At 56.3% G+C, this 23774-nt stretch carries 23 protein-coding genes and 2 pseudogenes; 15 read left to right on the top strand and 10 right to left on the bottom strand.

Features of this window, described 5'->3' with window-relative positions; all coding sequences use genetic code 11:
- Positions 1-6: 6 nt before the first annotated feature.
- The 4 genes from SM755_RS21315 to SM755_RS21300 form a co-directional block, all read right to left on the bottom strand.
- Positions 7-891 carry an SAM-dependent methyltransferase gene (locus SM755_RS21315; RefSeq protein ID WP_323174449.1) on the bottom strand — a complete coding sequence of 295 codons (885 nt, stop codon included), beginning with the start codon at positions 889-891 and terminating at the stop codon, positions 7-9.
- Positions 888-1901 (bottom strand): cobalt-precorrin 5A hydrolase, encoded by a 1014-nt coding sequence (gene cbiG / locus SM755_RS21310; protein WP_323174448.1) that lies wholly within the window; start codon positions 1899-1901, stop codon positions 888-890. Before cbiG ends, SM755_RS21315 begins: the two co-directional genes overlap by 4 nt.
- A 247-nt stretch (positions 1902-2148) precedes the next feature.
- Positions 2149-2337, bottom strand: coding sequence for a hypothetical protein (locus SM755_RS21305; protein WP_323174447.1), 189 nt, complete (start codon positions 2335-2337; stop codon positions 2149-2151).
- Complete coding sequence (locus tag SM755_RS21300; RefSeq protein WP_323174446.1) at positions 2316-2465, bottom strand: hypothetical protein; 150 nt, start codon at positions 2463-2465, stop codon at positions 2316-2318. The genes SM755_RS21305 and SM755_RS21300 overlap by 22 nt, the downstream gene beginning before the upstream one ends.
- A 718-nt stretch (positions 2466-3183) precedes the next feature.
- Between SM755_RS21300 and SM755_RS21295 the strand changes: the two are divergent.
- Positions 3184-3547 (top strand): annotated as a pseudogene (locus SM755_RS21295) (cupin domain-containing protein).
- 66 nt (positions 3548-3613) lie between these two features.
- Here SM755_RS21295 and SM755_RS21290 read toward each other — a convergent pair.
- Both SM755_RS21290 and SM755_RS21285 read right to left on the bottom strand, forming a co-directional pair.
- Positions 3614-4021: a hypothetical protein gene (locus SM755_RS21290; protein WP_323174445.1), complete on the bottom strand. Its 408-nt coding sequence runs from the start codon at positions 4019-4021 to the stop codon at positions 3614-3616.
- Between the two features lie 48 nt (positions 4022-4069).
- Positions 4070-5374: a transposase gene (locus SM755_RS21285; protein WP_323174444.1), complete on the bottom strand. Its 1305-nt coding sequence runs from the start codon at positions 5372-5374 to the stop codon at positions 4070-4072.
- Between the two features lie 44 nt (positions 5375-5418).
- Between SM755_RS21285 and tnpA the strand changes: the two genes are divergently transcribed.
- Positions 5419-5826, top strand: coding sequence for an IS200/IS605 family transposase (gene tnpA, locus SM755_RS21280; protein WP_323174443.1), 408 nt, complete (start codon positions 5419-5421; stop codon positions 5824-5826).
- Between the two features lie 51 nt (positions 5827-5877).
- On the opposite strand, the gene SM755_RS21275 is transcribed toward tnpA, so the two are convergent.
- From SM755_RS21275 to SM755_RS21265, 3 genes are read right to left on the bottom strand one after another with little or no spacing between them, the layout of a single operon-like run.
- Complete coding sequence (locus SM755_RS21275; protein WP_323174442.1) at positions 5878-7593, bottom strand: nucleoside recognition domain-containing protein; 1716 nt, start codon at positions 7591-7593, stop codon at positions 5878-5880.
- Positions 7586-7738, bottom strand: coding sequence for a 30S ribosomal protein S14 (locus SM755_RS21270; protein WP_323174639.1), 153 nt, complete (start codon positions 7736-7738; stop codon positions 7586-7588). The genes SM755_RS21275 and SM755_RS21270 overlap by 8 nt, the downstream gene beginning before the upstream one ends.
- Positions 7739-7773: 35 nt before the next feature.
- A complete protein-coding gene (locus SM755_RS21265) occupies positions 7774-8922 on the bottom strand; it encodes an NAD(P)/FAD-dependent oxidoreductase (protein ID WP_323174441.1) in 1149 nt (382 codons plus the stop codon).
- 64 nt (positions 8923-8986) lie between these two features.
- On the opposite strand from SM755_RS21265, the gene SM755_RS21260 reads away from it, so the two are divergent.
- The 10 genes from SM755_RS21260 to SM755_RS21215 all read left to right on the top strand — a co-directional run bounded on the left by SM755_RS21260 (position 8987) and on the right by SM755_RS21215 (position 19337).
- Entirely contained in the window at positions 8987-9154 is a 168-nt protein-coding gene (locus tag SM755_RS21260) for a hypothetical protein (RefSeq protein WP_323174440.1), read from the top strand.
- Positions 9155-9507: 353 nt separating this feature from the next.
- Entirely contained in the window at positions 9508-10923 is a 1416-nt protein-coding gene (locus SM755_RS21255) for an ABC transporter substrate-binding protein (RefSeq protein WP_369335273.1), read from the top strand.
- Positions 10924-11052: 129 nt separating this feature from the next.
- Complete coding sequence (gene nikB / locus SM755_RS21250) at positions 11053-12003, top strand: nickel ABC transporter permease (RefSeq protein ID WP_323174438.1); 951 nt, start codon at positions 11053-11055, stop codon at positions 12001-12003.
- Positions 12000-12893 (top strand): nickel transporter permease, encoded by an 894-nt coding sequence (nikC, locus tag SM755_RS21245; protein WP_323174437.1) that lies wholly within the window; start codon positions 12000-12002, stop codon positions 12891-12893. Before nikB ends, nikC begins: the two co-directional genes overlap by 4 nt.
- A complete protein-coding gene (locus tag SM755_RS21240) occupies positions 12890-13981 on the top strand; it encodes an ABC transporter ATP-binding protein (protein ID WP_323174436.1) in 1092 nt (363 codons plus the stop codon). The genes nikC and SM755_RS21240 overlap by 4 nt, the downstream gene beginning before the upstream one ends.
- A complete protein-coding gene (locus SM755_RS21235) occupies positions 13968-15050 on the top strand; it encodes an oligopeptide/dipeptide ABC transporter ATP-binding protein (RefSeq protein ID WP_369335272.1) in 1083 nt (360 codons plus the stop codon). The genes SM755_RS21240 and SM755_RS21235 overlap by 14 nt, the downstream gene beginning before the upstream one ends.
- 49 nt (positions 15051-15099) lie before the next feature.
- A complete protein-coding gene (locus tag SM755_RS21230; RefSeq protein ID WP_323174434.1) occupies positions 15100-15369 on the top strand; it encodes a hypothetical protein in 270 nt (89 codons plus the stop codon).
- On the top strand, positions 15366-16913 hold the full coding sequence (locus SM755_RS21225; RefSeq protein ID WP_323174638.1) for an ABC transporter substrate-binding protein: 1548 nt from the start codon (positions 15366-15368) through the stop codon (positions 16911-16913). Before SM755_RS21230 ends, SM755_RS21225 begins: the two co-directional genes overlap by 4 nt.
- A gap of 126 nt (positions 16914-17039) precedes the next feature.
- Positions 17040-17786, top strand: a complete 747-nt coding sequence (locus tag SM755_RS21220) for an FAD-dependent oxidoreductase (protein WP_323174433.1) — start codon at positions 17040-17042, stop codon at positions 17784-17786.
- 57 nt (positions 17787-17843) lie between these two features.
- Positions 17844-19337 carry an ABC transporter substrate-binding protein gene (locus SM755_RS21215; protein ID WP_323174432.1) on the top strand — a complete coding sequence of 498 codons (1494 nt, stop codon included), beginning with the start codon at positions 17844-17846 and terminating at the stop codon, positions 19335-19337.
- A 131-nt stretch (positions 19338-19468) separates the two neighbouring features.
- Here the strand turns inward: SM755_RS21215 and SM755_RS21210 are convergent, their stop codons facing one another.
- On the bottom strand, positions 19469-20671 hold the full coding sequence (locus SM755_RS21210; RefSeq protein ID WP_323174431.1) for an FAD/NAD(P)-binding protein: 1203 nt from the start codon (positions 20669-20671) through the stop codon (positions 19469-19471).
- Between the two features lie 107 nt (positions 20672-20778).
- On the opposite strand from SM755_RS21210, the pseudogene SM755_RS21205 reads away from it, so the two are divergent.
- The 3 genes and pseudogenes from SM755_RS21205 to SM755_RS21195 all read left to right on the top strand — a co-directional run.
- Positions 20779-21018, top strand: a pseudogene (locus SM755_RS21205) (GTP-binding protein); the annotation flags it as partial.
- A 770-nt stretch (positions 21019-21788) separates the two neighbouring features.
- Positions 21789-22226: a hypothetical protein gene (locus SM755_RS21200; protein WP_323174430.1), complete on the top strand. Its 438-nt coding sequence runs from the start codon at positions 21789-21791 to the stop codon at positions 22224-22226.
- 103 nt (positions 22227-22329) lie between these two features.
- On the top strand, positions 22330-23715 hold the full coding sequence (locus tag SM755_RS21195; protein ID WP_323174429.1) for a metal ABC transporter substrate-binding protein: 1386 nt from the start codon (positions 22330-22332) through the stop codon (positions 23713-23715).
- The last annotated feature ends 59 nt before the right edge of the window (positions 23716-23774 follow it).

Raw genomic sequence — 23774 nt, 5'->3', positions numbered from 1 at the left:
TATCGGTCAGAAGTCCTCCACGTCACGCCCGCCGCGCGGGGTGACGAGATACGTTCGGTCGTCGTTACGCCAGGTTTCGGTCTCGTGGGTACCGATGATCAGCGAGGTTCCCATTCCCGAGACCTTCTCGTCGTGGTCGGTCGCCTCGCCGAGCGTCGTGATGAACTCGCTCTCGCCGTTTCGGCCGGCGTCGGCGCGGCCCGCGTCGTTGACGATCGCGACGAACGCGTCGTCGGTGCGCTCCTCGCGAACGATCTCGACGGCCCGCTCGTAGTTTCGCCAGCAGTTGTAGAGGACGATCACGAAGTCGCTGATCGCCGCCGCCCGCAACTTCTCCTCGATCTCGTCCCAGCCGCGCCACTTGTCCGAGAGCGAGATCGTACAGAAGTCGTTACACAGGGGTGCGCCGACGTTCGCCGCCCCGCCCAGCGCCGCGGTGAGGCCGGGAACGATTTCGATGGGAACGTCCGTCGCGTCGTCCTCGTCGGCCATCTTGAAGAGCAGGTCCGACTTGCCGTAGACCGACGGATCGCCGCCCGAAACGTGGGCGACGTCTTTGCCCTCGCGAACGTACTCGAACGCCGCGCGTGCGAGTTCGATCTGTCGACCCATCGTCGAGCGGACGATCTCCTGTTCGGTGCCGTCCTCGCGCACGGCGATCCCGTCCTCGTCGGTCGCGTCCGCCGGCGGAAGCGTCCCGTCGTCCCGGAGGAACTCCTGGTAGAGACTCGAGGCGATGACCACGTCGGCGGACTCGATAACCCGCTTTGCCTTCGCCGTCATGTGCGCCGGTAGGCCCGGGCCGATACCGACGACGTAGAGCGTGCCGTGATCGGCGGGCGTCCCCGCCTCCCCGTCGGCCTCCGAGCTGTGAGCGTCCTCGGCGCTCATCGTCCGATCGCCACCGTGACCTCGTTCTCGTAGCTCACCTTCTCGAGGACGAGTTCCTGAGCGGCTCCGCCGGCGATCGCGCTCGCCTCGGAGACGCCCGGCCAGCCGATCAGTTCCTTCGATTTCGAGGGTGTCGGCCCCTCGTGGTCGAGCAGCGTCTCCTTGTCGAAGGTGACGACGCCGAGATCGAGTTCCTGAGCCGCCTCCAGCAGCCCGTCCTCGTCCGCCTTCCGTGTGGCGGTGCCGATGAACTCGACGTCGGCGAGGTCGTAGTCAGTCCGGTCGAGGGCGTCCTCCCAGGCGTCGAGGAACGCCGCCGTATCCGCGCCCGAGACGCTGCCGGTACCGAGGACGACGCCGTCGTCTTTGTTGCGCTTGAGAACGGTCACGTCGTCGCCGACCAGCACGGCGCTTGGCCCCTCGAGTCGCGCGACGGGACCGAGGTTCTCGTCGAGCACCGCGAGGTTCGTCTGGACGGTCGAATCACCGTTGACGACGTGGGTGTCCATTGCCTTCGCACGGGACTCGACGCCCTGCTTGCCGGCAGCCTCTGATGCGGTGGTCATCGCCGGCACGGCACCCATGGACGCCAGATCCTGTGCGACCTGATTCGCCCCGTGGTGGCCCCCGGTGATCGGGATCGCCCAGGTCAACTCCTCGTCGACGACGCAGATCGCGGGATCGTCCCACTTGTCGTCGAGCAAGTGCGCCGTCTTCCGCATCGCGATTCCCGAGGCCATCAGCCCGATGAAACAATCGAACTCGCCCCAGTGCTCCTCGAAGACGTCGCCATGGTACTCGATGATCTCGATCGTCTCGTACCGATCCGCGAGTTCAGATCGGATCGATTCGGCCGTCTCGAGTTTGCGCTCGAAGGAGATGATCGCGATCTCTTCGGCGACTTCGCCGTCGCTGTCCGGCGTTGAACAGTGTCCGCCGCCAGCGTCGGCATCGGCGTCAGTGTCAGTGGCGGTGTCGGGACCGGCGTCGTCGTCCGTCCCGGAACTCATCGACTCCCTCCGTGCGGTTGTCGTCTCGTTCGAACGTTCACGAGACCACCATAGTGTTCCACACTAATACAACCTACGTTTCCCCTATACAATATAGGTTGATCTTGTCTGGGCGTCCATCGAGGCGAAGGCGATGGCCCAATACGACCAGAATCGACAGTTACGTCGTTTCATACGTCCCGTACCGATTTCCGGCGCAACCGCAGAACGGTTTGCGGTCTCCAGGACTGACTGACAGCAGTCCGTCTCAGAACAGCGCGATAGCGCCACTACGGGCGTCGCCGACGCGTGGTTCGAGTACGGAACCGGACCGGGCGGCACGAACGACGACGCGATCAACAACGGGTGCGCCTTCGATCCGACTACCGTACCGCCGGCGTACTGTCCGCAAGACGATGCGGGCGAGCAGATCGATTACGTCTTCATCGAAGAGCAACCGCCGAGCACGAGTTCGAAGTACGCGTCGACGGCATCGACCGCCGCGTGTTCTGGCGTGAACTCGCATCGCCGGGGCAATTCTATGCCGACAAGGAGGGTGATGTCCCGAACTACCTGACCGATCACGTCGGCCTCGAACTCTCTCTGTCCGTGACTTCTATCTAAGCTGAAAGAAGGTTTCGATCCACGTGATTCTCGTTTTCGAGGTTAGGGTCCAGCGCATCGAGACCGTGAGACCGTCTTTAAGACTGAGGCCGCTTCAAATAAATAGCTGCTACCGGATCGGTCTGGATAAACCCCATACAGCTATACTGATTCTAAGAACCCGAAGTCCACAACTTCGGAAGATAGGCTAATTTCATCTTGATTCCCCATCTATTCGTGTCCTATCTCGACAGATAAGTAATGATTTGGGTCCCAGAGTCACAACTATCTACTGAGTGTGAGAAAGTAAGCGGATTTCGGTGATGCTGGACAGTATTGTCACTCCTGAATGGCGGACCCAGCGGGTGTTCAGTCGACTAGTCCGGCGGTATCAACGTCGAGGCAACGAACTCGACACACTCACCGATTCCCGCGCTGTAGGCGTCGGTCATCTGGAAGGCACGGTTTGAAAGCGGATCCAGCGAGTTTGGCAGTAATTCCCGATAGGATCGGCGGGACAGGAGTGGCCACAGAAACGTCTGTTCTGTCGCGCTACCCGTGGATTTCGATATTGCTCGTATACGCGACTATCTCGCGCTACCGGAAGAGAGTGCATTACTATCAATCCCATCAGTACCAACGGTATCTAATATGATTCAGGAATGTACATTCCCACTTCGGAACTGCTTATAAGAGGCCTCTGAAGGGGAATTACGAGGTTGTCGAACAGGTTTTGATATGAAACAGTTCCTGAGTGAACCGCTAGGCTGTCGACAGATCGGCGTTACGTTCTCTCAATGTCTACCAAGATGGAACAGCGAACCCACGATCACGTCGATGACGAGCACGAGGAAGTCTACGTACTGGTCAGTGGGGCTGCCGAAGTTCGAGTTGATCAAGAATCGGTGCCCATTGAAGAGGGAGATGCTGTCTGGATTGCGCCTGAGGCAACGAGACAGATCCGGAACGGTGAGAGGGAAAGCGCCTTTCTGATAAGCGCCCCCGAATTCGATTCCTCCGGGAGTTCAGATGATGCTTGGTCACGTACCCGATTCGATGGATAGTTTCGCAGTAAAGCCACCATATGTTCGGGCATCTCTTTTCTTGAAGCTCTCTCCGACCGGTATATCTTACCCTCGACTCCTGAGTACACGAGCCAACCAGGAGGTCAACTGTTTCCGCGGCGTGATTTCCGTGTTCTTGAGGTCCCACCCGGCAGCACTGGCAGCGTCTTCGAGAGCGAAATACTCCCAGTACTGAGGAAGGTAATCGGGGCGGTCGGGAGCCTCTCCGACCAGAACGTGTCTCTCGGTCGTGAACCGGTTATGGAGGTGCTGGAAGTTCGAGGTGGTTGGCGTCACCTGAAAGTCTCGACGAACGAGATTCTCTGAACTGAAAGCGTGAGCAGCCCCAGAATCTTCCGTGGTCAGACCGACGTTCTGCGCCCATCGTCGTGTATCGACGACTACAGCCTGTGGCTCATGAGCCTGTTGAAGCGCAGCCAGTTCGAACGCGAGTGTCATGGTTTCGCTACTCATCGAGTAAACAGCCTCGGGCCACCGCGCCCGAGGCTTTTGTTGGTTCCCTCAGCTGTGTGCTAGCACTCTCTGCTCGGCAAGCGAGCGGGATGAGGTTGGGCGGCTTACGCGCCCCGACCCGGACAGACGCACCAACCGAACCTGTGGTTGGGTTTTGTGAGTCCGGTAATTCGATTCGTTACCATCGAGTTTCGCCTTCTCACGCCACGCGATGTTCACCGACGCATTCCGGTCGGCGTGGTCTTGCGCCACGTCACACTCGTCGTTCGGACACCTGAACCGCCGACCCTGCCGATACCCACGCTCACCACAGCACGAACACGTCTGCGAGTTGTAGTAAGCGTCCACCGTATCCGTCGGAATCTCCTGCCACGTCGCCTTGTACGAGACGAACCTCTCGAATTTGTGGAACGGCAGTTTGTGCAACCGGCGGTTCATATACGACCCGTACTGCATCTCCTCGCGGATACCACTCATATCCTCGAACACGATAACCGGGTTCGGGAACTGCTCTGCGAACTCTACGACAGCACGGGAAAGACGGTGCAATACCCACTCGGTGAATCGCTCTTCTTTGTCACTGAGTTTCTGGTGGATGCTCGTCTTGCCGTGTTCCTGACAACGTTTCGTAATGGTGTGGTAGCGTTGGCGTTCCTGCTTCACCCGTCCGTAGTCAAGGACGAGCGTGCCCTTCGTTCGCATCGTGTCGCGGTCGAGGGCGGTGAGAGCGACGTTGCGCTCGTTGATGTCCACACCGACTACCGTATCGGCGGTATCGGGTTCGGGCACGTCGAACTCGCGTGTGACCGTGACGTGTAGGTAGTACACGCCATCGCGGTACAGGAGTTCGGCCTGCCCTATATCCACCTCATCCGACATGAGGGCGTCTCGAAGTTCGTCCATTGCGTCCGGCTCACCGCGAAGATGGCCCTTGACCTTCTTGTAGGGTTTCGGGCTGATGCGGAACTGGACGCGGTTCGTGTTGTCGTTCACGGTGAGGCGGTAGCCTTCCGTGTGCGCCATCACAAGCGGGTAGGCACCAGATTTGTCCGTACTCGGCGGCGTCGGCTTCCCTCGGTCAGGGTCGTCTTGATTCTCCCACCAGTCTTTGAGTGAGTGGTAGGAGTCCCATGTTTGGAGGGCTTTGCCGACGACCGCGCACTTGTTGTTCCGTAGGAAGTCGTCGCGGTCAACCTCCTTCTGTATCTCGGTGCGATTGTACCCTTGTTGTTTGAGGCGGATAGTTTGGTTGAATATCTCGCGAGAGGCGAGGCGGGCGTCGTGAAGCCACGATCGTTCACCAGACGCTATGTGGAGCCGCGTCTGGATCGTCTTCGTGGCTTCTTCACCCATGCATTGACAATCGTTCCAGATTGTCATAAATGTAGGGATTAGGGATGGAAGAGTACCGCAGTCACGCACATTCGGTTAGTTCCTGCAAGTATCATTTCGTGTGGTGTCCGAAGTATAGACACTCTGTTCTCGGTGTGGTCAAGGAGGACATGAGAGAGTTGTTTGCGGAGACTGCCGACCACTTCGGCCACGAGATTTTGGCGTTGGAGATTGCAGACGACCACATTCATCTGTTCGTGCAAACAGACCCGAAACATAGCCCTGCTGAGGTAGCACGGCAGTTCAAGTCGTACTCTGGAAAGCACTTGCTGGAACGGTATCCCGAGATTCGAGAGTCGTATTTCTGGGGCGGCGGATTCTGGAAGGTTGGATACTACGTGGGAACGACGGGAGCAGTATCGGAGGAAGTGGTTGATCGGTATATCGAGGAGACGGAACATACGCCGGAGTGACGCGCTTCACCCCCGCCCACGGTGGGGCGGGGAACTCGCGCTGCTTTTCGTTTAGAAGAGGACGACACCACCCCATCCGATGAGTAGCGAGAAGCCGATGGCAGCTGCTGCCTGCCGGAGCATCATCCGACCGGCGTACCTCGGGGAGAGTTCCTTCGCGACTGTGATCGTCGTCACCAGGCAAGGAAGTAACACCCCTGCTAGGTAGACGGCCGTCAGTACCTGCACAGGGGTCAGCGCGGACAGCGTCTCGCTGAGTCCATCCGACTGTAACAGGAGCAGGCCGTCCTTGCGGATCGATCCCATCACGATGACGAGTGCCGTCTCACCGGGGAGGTTGAACAGCCCCATCACTGGCGAGAGGACCTCGCCGATCACGTCTAAGACGCCGAAATAATCGAGGAGAGATGCGACGAGGACGATACCGGCGAAGACAGGGAGCGCCTTGACGAAGAAACTCCAAATCACGGTTCTGGTCTCCCGCCACACAGATTCCCAGGTTGGCCACTGGAGGAACGCGCGGTTTTCGGTGGCGAGGGACGCTGTTCGCGCGTGCTTGGGAGCGATCAGACGAGCATAGACGAGCGTCGTAGTCGTGAGAACCCCGAGGTACGGGAGAACGAGCCACGGCATCTTGACCGCCGCAAACACAGCGAGCGTCGCCGGGAGCTGGTACGAACAGGCGGAGCCGAACCCGATCGCCGAGACGGTCGTCCGGCGTGTACAATCTGAACACCCTCGAGTGCTGGTGACCGCTGGAACGTTACAGCCAAACCCCATAACCACGCGAACGAGGTCTCGACCGGTAAGACCCACGCGCCGAAGGTGTGGATGGAGTGACGCGGTGATTCGCGTGACGAGTCCGCTCTTCTTGTAGACGGCCATGAAAGCCGCGAAGATGAGGATCGTCGGGCCTGCCCAGACGAACAGGAACGGCCCCATCGAGAGCAGGCCGTAGTCGCCGCCCAGCACTGCTGCGAGCGGTCCTGGGAGTTCGATCGCCCACTGAACCGTGGGTTCCAGAAGTGCACTCACCCGAGGGGAGAGTTCGGCGGCTACAGCGTTCGCGAAGTGGACTGCAGCCGCGGCAGGCAATAGGAGTAAGGCGATGCTGACGAATGGCCCAATGAGAGGGTGTTCGATGATCGTGTCTGGCGGGTCGAGATGAATACCTGTTTGTCGGTTGACCCGCCCCGGGAACTCGTCGGTGTCGTGAAGCGCGTTGACGAGCTGCTTGTTGTCGGCTCCATCAATTGCAACACCACAACCACCACCATCGGTTGCGACGGTGGAGACATTTCGTGCGTCGACTGGAGTCAACGGCACTCCGAGATCGTCGGCAAGCAGGTCCAGTTCGTCACGCGCTTCGGTTCGGTTCTTCACTTTATCCCAGAACGTCACTGCGATCGCGCCGACTTTTCCCTGCACTAGCGGCAGCAGGTCTTCGAGATCATCATCGATATTCATCGCGCGAACGACGAGTAATACTGTCTCGGTCTCTTCGACGGCGCTGATCGCCGTTCGGGTGGTCTCGGTGTCCGCCCCGAGCAGGATGCCGGGTGTGTCGATGAAGATGAACTCGTCTGACTCGTATCGCTCGACATCGACGGTCGTTCCCCGAAAGTTCCCCGTCGTCGGATTTGCCCCAGAGAGACCGGCGACGAGTTCCGATTTTCCGACGCTCTCTTTGCCGACGACCACGACGGTTTCCTTCCCGCTGCTCGCTGTCGATGGTTCACTGTCTGCTCGGGTTCGTCCATCAGTCATATTTTGTGAATCCCATCTTCGGTGTGAGTTCACGGAACGACTGTCGACAGAGACAGATGTCGTACTTGCCGACGAGGCCCTGTTCACGGCCAGTTATCCGGCAAACATGTCGGTCGACGTCTCTCGATTCGTTCGAGCACTCGATTCCGTTGTCTTCCGTTGAGGAGCCTCGTATCACGGTTAGCAGTCGCACATATCTGGTTCGCAGCAAGACAAGTCCTCGAGGAACATTCTCTTCTCACGGTATTCCTCAAGGGGAGTGCGGTCAACGCCGAGTCTGGCGGCTATTTCGTCGGCGACGACGGCAAAACGCTGTCTGAACTTGTAGATAAAGCAGAACTGTTGGCCGTTGTGCGCGACTTGTGGACCGACCAGAAATAGGTCGGAAGCGATCGTCGATTCGTCTCGGTCAGTCAGCTGAGGTTGATCGTTGTCGAACTCAAAGTAGTCGTCTGCAGGGCCGAGTTCACTCGTGAATCCAGTCGCAAGCACGGGACGATTCTGTGTAGTGAACACCTCACCGTTCGTGCCAACGACATCGAACGAGCCGTTTTCAGTGTCTACGCGTTCGACACGGATGCCGTCTTCGAGGACGATCGGATGGTCCCGTTCGAGCGCCTCTTGCAACCGCTGGCTCGTGTACGGCGAAAGTACCTCGCTCGGGTCGAGGCCGCGAAACTGCCACGGGCCCTCTTCGTCGAGAACCACCACTTCGTGGCCCAGATTGGCCAGCGTAAGCGCCGCATCGATACCACTCTCATGCCCACCAATGATGACAACCGGATCGTCGACACACTCACTGGCGAACGTGCTCCAGGACCCGACCCGGGAGTTATGCACACAGTGACCTGCACCGGGGAATGGAGCGTCGTTTGGTTGTCCGAATTGGCCAGCCGCCCAGATGACGAACTGACTCTGGATACCGCCAGCAGATGTGTGAAGCACGAACTCGTCGCCATGTCGTTGGACTGATTCCACGTCTACATCGGTCCAGACGGGCAAGTCGTAGAATTCGACGACTCCCTGGAGATATTCGGCGTACTCCCCACCACTCGGGTGTTCACGGTCGAGCGCGAACGCGGGCGACGTGTCAGTGGTAACGGCGTTCAGGTCTCGGCACCCGAAGCTATTGCTTGGGAACGAGGGTGTGATGAACTGCATCTCCTCGGGCCACTCTCGGAACGACGCGCCGACCTTGTCTCGCTCGAGGATTGCGAAGGAGTCGAGATTGAGATCTGCGAGAACGACTCCCATCCCGACGCCAGCAGCGCCTGCGCCGACGATTACCGCGTCGAGCGACTCGTATTTTCGCGGGTTGGCTGATGTCACTGTTAACAATATAGTGGTATAGATAGCCAATTATAAATAAGATGTGATCTAGTCTTAATAACAGATGGATCAAGAGACCCATGCGGAACTCGAGGCGGCTACGGTGACTGACAGGGAGATGGATGCTAACTGGGATGCGTTCGAGGATCGCTTCCCACAGTTCGAGGTCGACACGACCGACGAACAAACGGAGGATGCCGATACCGCCGAAGAAGTGGGATTGGCAGATTGACGATCCCGAGCGAACGCACCCATTTCAGCGGGTCCTGAAATTCGAATCACATGAAAATCACTACACCATGTGCAAATCAACTTTACCTAATGAAAGAGAAATTGTTTTCAAAGTGGGTCATCGTGTCTCTGGTATGGCTATAGAACACAGTCAAGAGAATCGGGCAAGCAATAGACTGCTAATACAGTCTCCTTTGCTGCCTGTTTGCCCACCCTCTCCAGTCAGGTCACAGGTGAGTTTTGATGCATAGACGCTGCTCGAGACGGCGACTTCTCGGCGGTATCTCGGCTGGTCTTGCTGGGGTGATTGCAGGCTGTAGTAGTTCGCAGTCAAACTCGGAAGGGTCGTTTACGGTGGCTCTCGCCCAAGATCCAACACGAGAGAAATGGGATATCTATGGCGGTATCACGCCGTACTACACGCACGTCTTTGAGCCGCTCGTGGACACCACCGATGACATGGGTACTGAACCATTACTGGCAACCGAGTGGGAGGCTGTCGACGAAACGACTTGGGATTTTTCTCTTCGAGAGGATGTTACGTTCCACAACGGAGACCCGTTGACGGCGAATGCTGTCGTTCATTCGTTTGATCTCGTTTTCGAGCAGTGGTCGTATGTCCCGGGTTGGATCGGCGTCGAATCTGACGGGGTAACAGCCGTGGACGACTCCACAGTCCGCTTCCAGACGACGGAACCGTTTCCCGCGTTCCCCGGCACGATATCACACAATTACTTCGGTATCCAACATCCCGATACGGGTGAGACACCGGTCGGAACAGGCCCCTTCCAGGTAGAGAGCACCGAAGAAGAACAGTCGATCACGCTCACGCCGTACGAGGACTACCGAGGAGGGACAGCGACTCCGACAGAGCTCACGTTCGAGTGGATCAAAGACTCCAATACGCGCGTACAGACCCTCCAGAAGGGGTCGGTTGATATCGCACAGAAAATCCCGAAGAGCAGAGCAACAGCTATAGACGATGCGTCTGAGACGGCTATCGAAACCCAGTTGACTCCCCAGGCAGGACTTGTCGCGGTCAATCTTTACAAATCACCGACCGACGACGAGCAGCTTCGTCAAGCTCTCAACTGGGCCGTCGACCAAAGCCAGATCGTCGAGAGCGTCTTGAACGGAATCGGAAAGCCGGCACGAGGCCCGATCTCGTCGATTATCCCCTGGGCAGTTCATGACGACCTTCCGACGTACGGACCGGACAGAAACCAAGCAAGGGAACTTGTTGAGAAGTCCGGATACAGTGGTGAAACTCTATCAATCCTGATCAACAGTGAAAACACCGATGACCGTACGATCGCAGAGATCCTTTCGGGGTGGCTCGAGGACAGTAACGTAGCGAGCGAAATTCGACAAGTCGACCCCGCATCGTTCTACGATACGTTCTCGTCCGGCGAGGCGAACCTGACGCTCGTCAGTTTTGGATCAAACAGCGCCGCCTGTGATTACCTTATCCGGGCAATGTTTCATTCGGAGGGGAACGACAACCGAAAGCTCCACGAGCAAAATGGAACCGGGATTTACAACCCCGGAACTGAAGTCGATCGCCTCATCGAGCAGGGATACCAGGCTGAGACGCAGGCCGAAAAGCGCGAGCACTACGGAGAGGTACAGCAACGAGTCGTCGATACCGGTGCAGTCATCCCGCTGTACTACAACGAGTACGTCTTCGGACGACAGTCGAACGTTTCTGGAATCGACGGTCACCCGGTCGATAACATGGTCGACTGGTCTGGGCTCTCTCGGAAGCAATGACCTGTTCGCCTACAAGAGGTGATCAAATGCTAGACTCCTGTTTCGGTGACGGGATGAGAGATATCGCCGATGAGTGTCCGTTAGACGTTGATAAACTGGCAGCCAGACTGGTAGTGACCACAGATCAGTATGAATAACCAATACCTACTCAGACGGCTAGTAACGATGGTTGTCGTCCTGTTTGGTGTCTCGCTTCTCACCTACGCGATGATCTTCGTCACGCCCGGAGATCCTGCTCGAACGATACTGACCCAGCAGATGGGTGGGCAGACCCCATCTCAGGAGGCAGTCGAACAATTTCGGGTATCCGAAGGTCTCGACGATCCGTTTACTGTCCAGTATGTGCGCTGGATGGGTGACGTGCTGCAAGGCGACCTTGGCCACTCGTATTACAGTGACCAACCGGTAACTGACGCGATCGCACAACGGTTGCCCAACACGATTACACTGGCCGTCGCGTCGATGCTAATCGCAATCGCAATTTCGGTTCCAGCCGGTATCGCCAGCGCGGTCAATCCGGGCAGTCGAATCGACTACACTGCACAGCTCGGCGCGCTTGTCGGCGTCTCGATGCCAAACTTTTGGCTCGGATACCTGCTCATCATCGTCTGTTCGCTCTGGCTCGACGTCTTCCCTGTCGCTGGTGTGGGCGGGCTCGAGCATCTGATCCTGCCGGCAGTGACTCTGGGCTCGGGCATGGCCGCGGTCATCGCCCGGTTAGTTCGAACAGCGATGCTCGACGTACTCGATACCGCCTACATCAGAACGGCCCGCTCGAAGGGATTGCGCGAGCGGATCGTGATCTACAAACACGCCCTCCGGAACGCGCTTGTTCCCGTCGTGACGATCGTCGGGCTACAGCTGAGTTACGTCCTCAACGGCGCTGTCATCGTTGAGGTCGTGTTTCAACGACCGGGACTTGGCACGCTGCTGGTCGACGCGATTTTTGCACGCGACTACCCGATTGTCCAAGGGGTGACGCTACTCATCGGCGTCATCTTCGTGCTGACGAACTTCGCTGTCGACCTGACCTATAACCGACTCGATCCGCGAATCGACCTCGGAGGTGAACCGACATGAGTGATACGCCAACTGATGTGCAAAAGCGGGAAGCGAACAAGCGCCAGAGTCAGTGGATCGACGCACTCTTGTCGGATCGTCTTACGCAGTTTGGCGTGGCTGTTGTGTTTGTGTTGTTCATGGTCGCAGTGTTCGGACCGTTCGTGTCACCATACAGTCCAACCGAACAGAATTTGGTCTATCAACTCGAGGCACCATCGCTGGCCCACCCACTCGGGACCGACCAGCTCGGTCGCGACGTCCTCACGCGACTTCTTCACGGTGCGAGGTTATCACTCGGGATCGCCGTTGTCGTGACGACCGTCCGACTCGCCATCGGCACGGCGGTCGGTCTCGTTGCTGGCTACGCGGGCGGATGGATAGACGAGGCTCTGATGCGACTCGTCGATACGCTACTCGCGTTTCCCGGGATCGTACTCGCCCTCGTCATCGCCGGGATTCTCGGTCCGAGTCTCGTGAACGTGATGCTCGCGCTGGCGGTCGTCGGCTGGGCATCGTACGCCAGGCTGGTTCGGAGCAGTGTCCTTTCGCTTCGAGAGCGGGAGTTCGTGACCGCCGCTCGGTTACTCGGTCGATCCCGGACCCACGTCACCGTCCGACACCTGATTCCGAACATAGCCGCACCGGTCGTCGTGCTCGCGACGCTCGATCTCGGTGGCGTTATTCTCGGGATTGCGGGACTGTCTTTCCTCGGACTGGGTGCGCAGCCACCGACGCCCGAGTGGGGAACGATGCTCGCGTCGGGGCGCACCTACATCCGACAGGCGTGGTGGCTCGTCAACGCCCCGGGTGTCTGCATCATGATCACAGTTCTCGGATTCAACATCCTTGGAGATAGCCTCAGAGATAGACTCTCCCCGACCCAATCGAACCAGATCGAGCAACTATGACTGACCAACTGCTTCGCGTCGAAGAGTTGCATACGCGCTTTGACACCGATCGAGGAACCGTCCACGCGGTCGACGGGGTGTCGTTCACCGTCGACCGCGGAGAAATCGTCGGAGTTCTCGGGGAGAGTGGCAGCGGCAAGTCCGTCACCGCCCGATCAATTTGCCGGCTGGAAGAGCCAGGGGAAATCACCAATGGAGCAATCACATTTGACGGGACTGACCTAACGACCGCCGACAAACCGACACTCCGTCAAATCCGGGGAAATGAGATCTCGATGGTATTCCAGGACCCAACTGAAACGCTGAATCCGGTATTCTCCGTCGGCGAACAGATCGCCGAGGCCGTTCGAATACACGAAGTGAACGGCCGTCAACGGCTCCTGGATTTTCTCGGCGTACCGCCGTTTCGGGAGCGATTAGCGTGGGCGGACGCACGCGACCGCGCTGTCGAGTTGATGGATCAAATGGACATTCCGAACCCGGAATCCCGGTTATCGGCGTTCCCACACGAGTTTTCGGGCGGCCTTCGTCAACGTGCCGTCCTCGCAATCGCACTCGCGAGTGATCCCAAGTTGCTGATCGCCGACGAACCGACGACGGCACTGGACACGACGACGCAGGCAGATATCCTTCAGCGACTTCGCTCTCTGCGAGACGAGCGTAACGTAGGGATCCTTCTCATCTCCCACGACCTCGGCATCGTGGCACAGACTTGTGACCGCGTCATCGTGCTGTACGGCGGGCAGGTCATGGAAGCTGGACCGGTTGAGAAGGTACTGACGGCCCCGGAACACCCCTATACTCGAATGCTCCTCGAGAGTTCAGTGCGAAACAGCAACCCGGGAGAACGAGTTCGATCATCGAACGGGACCCCTCCAGATCCCATCGGCGGCTACGAGGCATGTCCGTTTGCCGACCGATGTCGGTACGCCACTACGGCGTGTCGTGAGGGATACATCCCGACTACTGAACTCGATTCCGAACACCGGCTGGCCTGCGTCGAAGCGCCACATCCTGCGGACGACGCATCTGCTCACCGTCAGGACGCACTGACGCCCGATAGAGGTGAACAAGATGACTCAGCGTGAGCGGAATTCAAACGAACTGCAGTCGAGAACTCCCGTGATCGAGCTACAGAACGTCTCGAAGACGTTCTCAGGAGAGCAATCGGTCTTCGATCGGCTGTGGAGTAGCGATTCAGTTTCGGAAGTAGTCTGTGACGTGTCGATGGCCGTGAATAGCGGCGAAACCGTCGGGCTCGTTGGTGAGAGCGGATGCGGGAAATCCACCCTTGCAAAACTCTTCACCGGCCAGCTCACACCGAATCATGGGCACGTTCGTCTTGACGGAACTCGCGTCGGTGGAATCGAGGACCGGTCACCATCCCAGCGTCGGCAAATCGGTGTCGTGTTTCAGCACGTTCGGGAGAGTTTCGATCCCCGGTGGCCGATCAGTCGGTCGCTCACGGAAGCTCTCAAAGACGCTAAAACTGCTTCCGAGGCGGATACCGATCTCAACGAAGTCGACGGGTTGTTGCGGAGCGTCGAACTTTCTCCAGAGATCGTCGATCGGTATCCCAGAGAGCTGTCGGGCGGACAACTCCAGCGCGTCGCACTGGCTCGAGCCCTTGCGCACGACCCCGACGTGATCGTCCTTGACGAACCTGTGTCCGGGCTCGACGTGGCGACACAGGCGACGATCCTCAACCTGCTTGCGGACGTCCAGCGCAGGTTCGGTGTCGGATATGTGTTCATCTCCCACGACCTCGACGTCGTCAGGTATCTCGCTGACAGGGTCGAGGTTATGTATGCCGGCGAGATCGTCGAGGCTGGGCCAGCAGCGGAACTGTTCGAACACCCGAATCATCCGTACACCGACGCGTTACTTCGTGCGATTCCGAGCGACGACCCACGTAATTCCCCACCGAAACCACTCCAGGGTGATCCGCCCGATCCGGCGGACCGACCGTCAGGGTGTCCGTTTCACCCGCGCTGTCCCGCCGCGACGGCGGAGTGTTCCGAGCGTCAGCCAAACTTTGAGACGATCGATAGTGTACGCGTTCGGTGTCTTCACGCCCCAAATGCGACCAAGGAGAGCGGTGACGATCGGGCCAAGAAACCGAGTCGCAGTGTTCGACTCTCACGAAACCATGACTGAGAGGTGCTCGAATCCTATCGTGTTGTCAATCAATTCGATGAATGAAACCGTGGCAAACGAACGGCCACTGAACATACTTTCAGAATGGAATATATTTATAACCACTACTAAAAATAAGATGCCGATAAATTATGGAAAATGCAGTTCACCATGCCAGTTACGTGAAATTGCTGCAGGTAGTGTGGCGGCAGTTTCAGACAATGGAAAGTTCTCTGAGGAGAGGAACTTCACACGCGATGCAAGAACAGGTGTCCCCAACCACAATCCTCGCTCCATGGTTATCGACAATCGCGACTTTAAGAGGTGCCAGTGGCAATGATAGGACGATACTCGCGGCGGCAGCTACTCGGAGGTCTCGCAGTTGGGACCTCGAGTCTTGTAGCCGGTTGTTCTGAGGGCGATAACACGGAGCACGTACTCCGACTCAGCAAGGCATTCAGTGAAGAGACTCTGGATCCCATCTCTGCCTCCTGGCTTCCCCGGTGGATGGGTCTGCAGGAGTGCCTCGTTCGAATCGATAGCGACCTCAACCTCACACCGTCTCTGGCCACCGATTGGAGTACGAACGAGAACGGCAGTTCGTGGCGTTTCGAACTCCGCGAAGATGTGACGTTTCACGATGGGGAACAGTTCGACGCTGACGCTGCCCAGTGGTCGCTAGACCGTTCGTTTTCCGACCCGTCGTCGTTCATTTCGTCTGTTCCGGTCACGTCAATCACTGCCGAAGACCAGTACGGTCTCAGAATCGATCTGGACACGCCGTTCGTTCCGCTTCCAGCCTATGTCGCACATAATACGGCAGCCCTCGTCAGCCCCCAGAACCTTGGAGACGACGAGCGGATCGAACCGGCATTCACTGGTCCATTCGAAGTCGAATCGTGGACACCCGATGAGAGTATAATTGCGGTACGAAACGAGGATTACTACGGATCTCATCCGGATATTGACCAGATCGAGTTCGAGGTCGTACTCGACGGGAAGACCCGCGAATTGAAACTGCTCAACGACGAGTTAGATATGGTTTGGAATCAGCCGATATCCTCAGTGAGTACATTCGAGAATGACTCCAGCACGAACGTGCATTTTCAGCAGAAGACACAAGTCCGTTGTCTGGCATTCAACACCGATTCGGGTCCGTTCGCGGACAAACGTGTCCGCAAAGCTGCAAACTATGCACTCAACGAACGATCCAACGTAGAGAACATACTCGATGGCGTCGGTGAAGTCGGTATCGGTCCTTGGCCACCGTCTATCTACTGGGCGAATGACGAATTGACAACGTACGCTCACGACCCGCAGGAAGCTGGCAGGCTTCTCGACAGTGCGGGTTGGGTGCTGGAGGATGATGTCCGATATCGCGACGGCGAGGCGTTGGAAATCACTCTGCACACGTTTCCAACGCGGGCCAACTTCCGAACGCTCGCGACAGCAATGCAATCACAACTTCAGAATGTGGGATTTGATGTCGACGTGAAACTCACGGAATGGGCGGCGATGATGGATGCAAAACAGCAAGGGGACTTCGATACCACGATGGAAGCGAGAACCACGTTCGCCTATCCGCCCGACCCGGAAAATCTCGCGTCGCTCTATCACTCCGAAGACTCGTACATGAACACTGGATACGAAAACGAAGAAGTAGACGAACTACTGGATCAGGGGCGAGCGACACAGGATAGAGATCAACGAAAGCAGTATTACGATCGTGTTCAGGCGATCGTAATGGACGATCTCCCGATAAGCTACCAAAGCTACATGACTGTCGTCCACGGCGTGCGGTCCGACATTGAAAACTTCACCCCCGACCATCCAGTCGGAAATGAGTACAAGCTTGCAGGGGTTTCGATACCATCGGGTGAATAACATGTACGGCAATTATACAATAATGCATCCCAGACGGCTTCGACAGCTAGTTTCCAATCTCGTTGATACTCGTATAGAGTCGCTCACGGATGGAGCGACGAGTAGATACTTCATACCAACTGAACAATGACTGACAGTTACGACATTGCCATCATCGGCGGCGGGCCGGCCGGCTCAGCGGCCGGTGTCTTCCTGGCTCGTGCCGACTTCGACGTATTGCTTTTCGACCACGGACGCTCCGCGCTCCGAAAGTGCGCGTTCCTCGAGAACTACCTCGGCTTTCCGGCGGGCATCTCGCCGACGGCGTTCCGAGACCTACTGTACGAGCACACTGAATCCGTCGGGTGTGATCGTACAGAGACGACAGTTGAACAGATCTCAGCGAGAGTCGATAGTGACGGATTCCAGGTTCGCAGTCAGGGTGAATCTAGAGACAAAACGCATGACGTTCGGTACATCCTCGCCACGTCGTGGGCGGAGACGGAGTATCTTTCTCCGCTCGGCGTCGAGACCGTCCCGGAGGAACACCCCGGTGATGTCGAAGTGGTGTCGACGAACGATAATGGTCAAACCAACGTCGACGGAGTCTACGCCGCAGGTCGAATCACCGAAACGTATCATCAGGCGATCGTGAACGCCGGTGACGGGGCACGCGTCGCCCGTTCGATCGTCGAACGCGAGCGGCCGAATTTCTACAACGATTGGGTCGTCCCGGCCGGATACTACGACCGCCACGACAGAGCCGTTCCGGAGGGCGTCGAAGAGATTTCACACGAAGAGCGCCGCGATCGTAAGCGGCGGGCCGCTCGGAAAATGGTTGAGTTCTTCAAAAAGCAGGAGAAACTAATGGACAGTCGAAGAGGAAGTAGATAACAGATGCCATCACAGACACGTCGTCGATTCATCACCGCAGGACTCAGTACTGCTGCCATGGGACTCCTCGGCGGATGTCAGGCGAATTCTGATACCAATTCTACTATCAACATCGGTTCATCATATATCCCGGAATCCATCGACCCAGTTAACCACGGCGGTGGACCGCTAGGACGAATTGGCGTTTACGAAACTCTCTGTCATGTCTCTCCCACCCTAGAAATTCAGCCACAACTAGCCAGTGACTGGGTAGTTTCTGACGATGGCCTAACGTGGATATTCAACATTCGAGACGACGTTCAGTTCCACGATGGCACAGATCTAACGGCCAACGCAGTGAAGTTCTCCCTCGAGAGAGCATTTGATTCGGCCAGTCTCTTATCACCGCTGCCGGTCGAAGCAATCGAAGTAACGGATACGCACGAAGTAAAGATCACAACGACGAAACCGTTCGCGCCGCTTCCATCGTATTTATCGCATCGGTACGCAACGATCGTTAGCCCGAACTCAATGACTGATTCAGGGAAGTTCGATGAACCGATCGCTACCGGTCCGTATGTCTTCGAATCGTGGAATTCGGGAACGGAACTCGTGGCTGTCAAAAACCCGGACTACTATGATCCGACGCCGGAAATCGATCGCGTCGTCTTCCAAGGAATTCGAGACAAACAGACGAAAGTTTTCAGTCTCGAGTCCGGTGAACTCGATCTATCACTCACCCTCCCGGCGTCAGCAATGAGTAATTTATCACAAACTGGTGACGTCGAGACCACACTAACGGAGACCTCTAACAGCAGATTTTTGGCATATAACGTTCGGAGACCACCATTCGATGACGTCCGGGTCAGGCAGGCAGTCAATCACGCAATTAACACGGAAAGAATCGTGGAGACTGTCCTTAATGGGGTAGGAAGTCCCGCTGTCGGGCCGTTTTCACCGTCCTTGACCGATTGGGCGAACGAGTCCCTCGAACCATACGGATACGACCCAGAAAGGGCCAAAAACCTGCTCGAAGATGCCGGGTGGGAATCCACGAACGGGGAGTCATCCCCACGTCAAAAGGATGGAACGTCGTTCGAGATCGTGTTGCGAACGTACACGCGACAGCCCGACCTCAAAACTATTGCGGTGACTATACAAGACCAACTCGCTGCTGTCGGAATCGATGTCGAAGTAGAGACAACCGAATGGGCTGCGCTCCAAGAAGAGATGCAGGCCGGCGAAACGGACGTTAGTCTGTTATCGTTTGCGTTTTTCTGGGTGGCTGACCCAGATCGAGCGATGTCATTTTATCACTCGGAAGATACGCAGATATACACTGGCTATGACAACCCAGATGCTGATGAACTGATTGAACGCGGTCGACGTGAGACAGAATTCTCGACCCGAAAGGAACTCTACAACGAGCTACAGACGATCATCCACCGTGATACACCGCTGGGGATGCTAACATATAATGAATCTATTTCAGGCGTCCACAGCCGGGTGAAGAATTTCGATCTCCATCCAACAAAGTATACCTTCGGACTTCAGAATCTTCGGCTCCAGTGAGAAACTATCTTTCTTCGAGGCGTGATTTTACCGTTTACGATGGAGAGGTTCCTTCATTCGCCGTAGCCGTGCTCTTCTGCAAAGGTATCGAAACCGTTCTGAGATAGTACTAGCCTAGACGGACCGTACCTTCAACTGATCGCTTTCGTTATTCGATCTGCAGCCCGTCTCGCGCCAGGGATATTGGGTGCATACGGACCAATTGTTCCGAGTGCCAGTGCTCCGGAAACGTACAGAGATGTTTGGCTTCCATCGATCCGTTGCCATTCGAGTGTCTGATCATCGAGAATCGGCATTCCTCGATACCCTCGATCCAACCCAATTTCACTTGCGAGTCGCTCGATAAACGGATGCCGGAACACCGGTTCAAATCCCGTTGCGAGTACGATTCGATCAGTGACTGTTTGCGTTCCATCCTCCTGGAAGAGTTGGACGGATCCATTGTCAGATCGTGCCGTCCAGATCTCTCCCTGTTCAAGGGCAAGCGATCCCTCCTCAAGTTTCGTCTCGAATTCCTGAGAGAGATATGTCGGTACCGTCGCAGTATATCGCGCATCCCTGATCACGCTGAGTCGTTCGCTTGAGCCAGGTGGATGTACGTGAAGCTCCCGTTCCAGATGCGACCAGTTGATCCACGGTGGATCCGCCTCAAGCACTTCCCACTCGAGGGGATGTCGGGTGATCATCGTCACCGACTCTGTCTCGCTCAACGTACACGCGAGGTGCCCAGCTGTACTCCCACCACCGACAACGATGGTGTGATCAACCGTAGTGTCCTGGTCAAAGCCATCCCAGACGTGCTCGACACCGTCGACATCCACTGCCCAATCAGGCCACCGATATCGGCCGCCGTGTCCGATCGCCAGGACACAGTTGTGCGTCTCGATAAGCCCAGCCGTCGTCTCGAGTCGGAATCTAGGTCCATCGCCTTGTTCGAAAATTGCTTCGACGGTCGATTGGATGTGAAGCGCTTCAAGGGAGTTTTTCTCGATCACGTACTCTGCATAGTCCAAGAAGAGGTCCAAGGATGGTCGCGGCGGATGATCGATTGTCGGTACGAGTTCGTCCTCTCGATCGGTTCCCTCTGCGAAGTGTTCGAGTCCGAACGGCTCCGTACCAAGGTGGTGAACAAACGACGATCGAAGCGATTCCATTCCGCATGCACGTGCCTTTTCACGAAATGAGGCGAGCAATTGCTGGTGCGGATCAACGATTGCGATGTTTGTCCTGTCGAGGGATGTCTCCTCAAGGAGTCGTTGGGCGAGGTACGTGCCGTGGATGCCACCACCGACGATTACACACGCGAACTGATCTCGTGACGGTGTCGATTTCATAACCGTTCTAGTACCTCCTTTCTAACCGATGTAACTCGACCCGTATTAATAAATTAGTCGGAATAGATAACAAGACATATTATGGATAGAGGGGTTATTAGTAAAACATGGGAGCGCAATTGGAACTCGTAACGGTCATTTCCGGGAACCCCGGTGGTGGCAAGACGACCACGCTCGACCATCTCATGCGCGAGAGCGACGATTGCGATATCGGCGTACTCGTCAATGATATGAGTGAGGTAGACATCGACACGAATCTTGCCGCCGAGTCGCTCCCCTTCGCCCAGACGCTCACGCTTGAATTCGATCAGTCAGACCTCGATCCCATCGAGTTCTACGAGGAAAGCCAGACGCCCGAACACGGTAGCCAGGTAGAGATTGGCACCACTGATTAATCGACCACCCACTCCCCATAATCCCGTGACAGATACATCATACGACCCTGCTGATCGATCCACCTCAGGGAGAGCAGGTCCCGATCGACACGTATCAATAATCTGCCAATCACGAATAGAACAGTATGACGACGATCTGGATGTATGCACGATTTATTCGGCACTAGATAGAGCGTCGGTTCGAACAACGTGGATCTCAGCTAAGGAAGGTTCATATCTCTCTCTGGAGGATGCTCGGTGATTTCCCAGACGAAGTTCCACATACCGTATTGGTTGAAATACCAACTCAATATCTTAGTGAATAGATATCAAAAGGATTTCAGAACGTAGTCAAACGAAACGTCTCACGAGATAACCGCCACAGTGCGATCGAAACACTTGCACAAAGTAATGAGCGAACCGCACTCGCTGTCATCATCAAGGCTGACGGACTTCGTGGTGAGTTTCGTCAGCACGCCCTCGATCGACTCGCCGAATGCGGCGAAGCGGATCAACTCGAGGGATTGGCCACCGACACGACGCTCCCGCGGTCACTGAGATGTCGAGCGGGGATACTCGCATAGCGATTCTGAGGGGATCGTGAATCGCCTCGGGGTCAAGCCCCGGGGCATTATCCTATACCGCCTGTAAATAGATTTCTCTTCCAAGAACATATAACATATAGTGTATTAAAATACTATTAGATAATAACAATTTTAGACAAGAAACTGGAACAGTTAGTTATGGAGCTAACACGACGAAAGACGCTCAAAGCGAGTGGCAGTACGTTGGCGGTGGGGGTTATCGCTGGTTGTACTGAAGAGAACCCAAACCCAAACACAAATTCAGCGAACGAAACCGGCAATGAAGCGGAGCCCGACTCTGAATCAGAACCAACAAACGAAAGCGAAAATGGAGGGGAATCAGATTCGGAGCCAGCGGATGAAAACGAAGGAGAATCAGCGGAGCGTTCGGTAGAGCTAGTAGCCGAGGCGGTGATCGATCATAACCATGCGTGCCTCCACGCCGAATTTGACGAACGAACGCCGCTTGAAGCAGGTGAAGAAACGGAAAACAAAGGGGAGTCCGATGACTCTACACCAGGATTTAGTATTTTGACCACATTTGGTGTGATTCTCGCACTTATCATCGCTCAGGTCGGCCGACAGCGAACAGAGTGAAAAACCAGGCTAGTTATTAAGATGTTACCCTATTCTACTTCTTGTTGCTAAAATATTGTAGTTGAGTAATAACATTTTTATTTAAGGAGTTCAGCATCTCAGTATGGACGTGACACGGCGGTCAGTGTTGAAACGAACTCTAGGTGGCGCTGCTTTGGGTAGTCTTGCTGGATGCCTAAGCGATCCTACCGAGGACGGTGAGGGCGGATACGCCGCCTTCTTCGCGCTCTGGGACTTTGCCAATCAGGTCGCGGGAGAGACAATGGACTTCGAGAATCCGGTCGACACCGGAGTAATGGGACACGGTTGGGAACCCAATGGAAACCTGACCTCGGAAATTGCCTCGAGTGAGGTATTTGTTTACCTTGACACGCCAGAGTTCTCTTGGGCACAGGATGTCGTGGCCGGGCTCGAGCGCGACTATGAGGACGATATCGCCGTAATCGACGGACTCGACGGCATGGACTCGTATCTGATCCCATTCGGTGGTGACAGTGAGTCCCTCCCAGAGCCCGACTATAATCACGAATTCGACCCTGCGGACATTACAACGAACCAGTATCCGTATTATGACCTTCGGTCGAATGAGCAACTCGGCTACTGGCATATCGATCACTGGCACGGCAGCGTTCCTGACGTTCCAGTCGACGATAGCGTCCCGGTCACTGCCGTGTTTTCGGACAATCAGGAACGGGTCGTTCCACTCGGGCCAAACGAGGCGTTCCAGTTCGACATGCGATTGGCCGACGGTGCGTCGGACGGTCCACTCGAGATCACGTCACACGGCGATTCCGTCGAACTATCCGGCCTCGAGACCGGACAAACGGAGATTGTTTTCCAACTCCGTCACGAGGGAGAACTCGTCCACGAAACTGATGTGGCCCCGATGAGTGTCGACGTTGTCGAAGAGATCGACGAAGAGGGGGGTGATGAGTTTCACGATCCGCACGTATGGGTTGATCCCGTACTTGCGGGCCGAGTCGTCGACACCATTACGGACGGACTCGCTGAGATTGATCCGGACAACGCCGAACTGTTTGCCGAAAACGCTGCGGCCTACAAAGAACGACTTACTGCTGTTGACCAGCAGTTCCAATCGCTCATCGAGAACGCAGAGCGCGACATCGCCGTCTTCGTCGCTCACGACTCCTATCGATACGTCGAACGACAATACGGCTTCGAGTTGCACACGCCCGTCGGCGTTACGCCTGACGCCGCTGAGTCTCTGGAAGACATTAGCGACATGGTAGACATCGTCGAGGAACACAATATCGATACAATTCTCTATGATCCGTTCGAGACACCAGGGGAGGATTCCCTTCCCACGGCGGCTGAAATGCTAATCGAAAACAGTTCCGCAACAAACGCTGAGCCGCTTACCCCTGTTGGGGGAACGACCCAGGAGTGGGCCGAACAAGACTGGGGATGGGTTGAACAGATGGAAGAGGTGAACATCCCGTCTCTCGAGAAAGCATTGGGTGCGGAGTAATCATGCGATCACGTCAGTGTGAGTCGTTCTTGGTCCTCACGAGTGTGTCGTTCGTTGGT

The organism is Natrialba sp. PRR66, assembly GCF_034808065.1.
In the GTDB taxonomy this organism is placed as follows: domain Archaea; phylum Halobacteriota; class Halobacteria; order Halobacteriales; family Natrialbaceae; genus Natrialba; species Natrialba aegyptia.
This window is presented reverse-complemented; position numbering and strand designations above follow the sequence as displayed.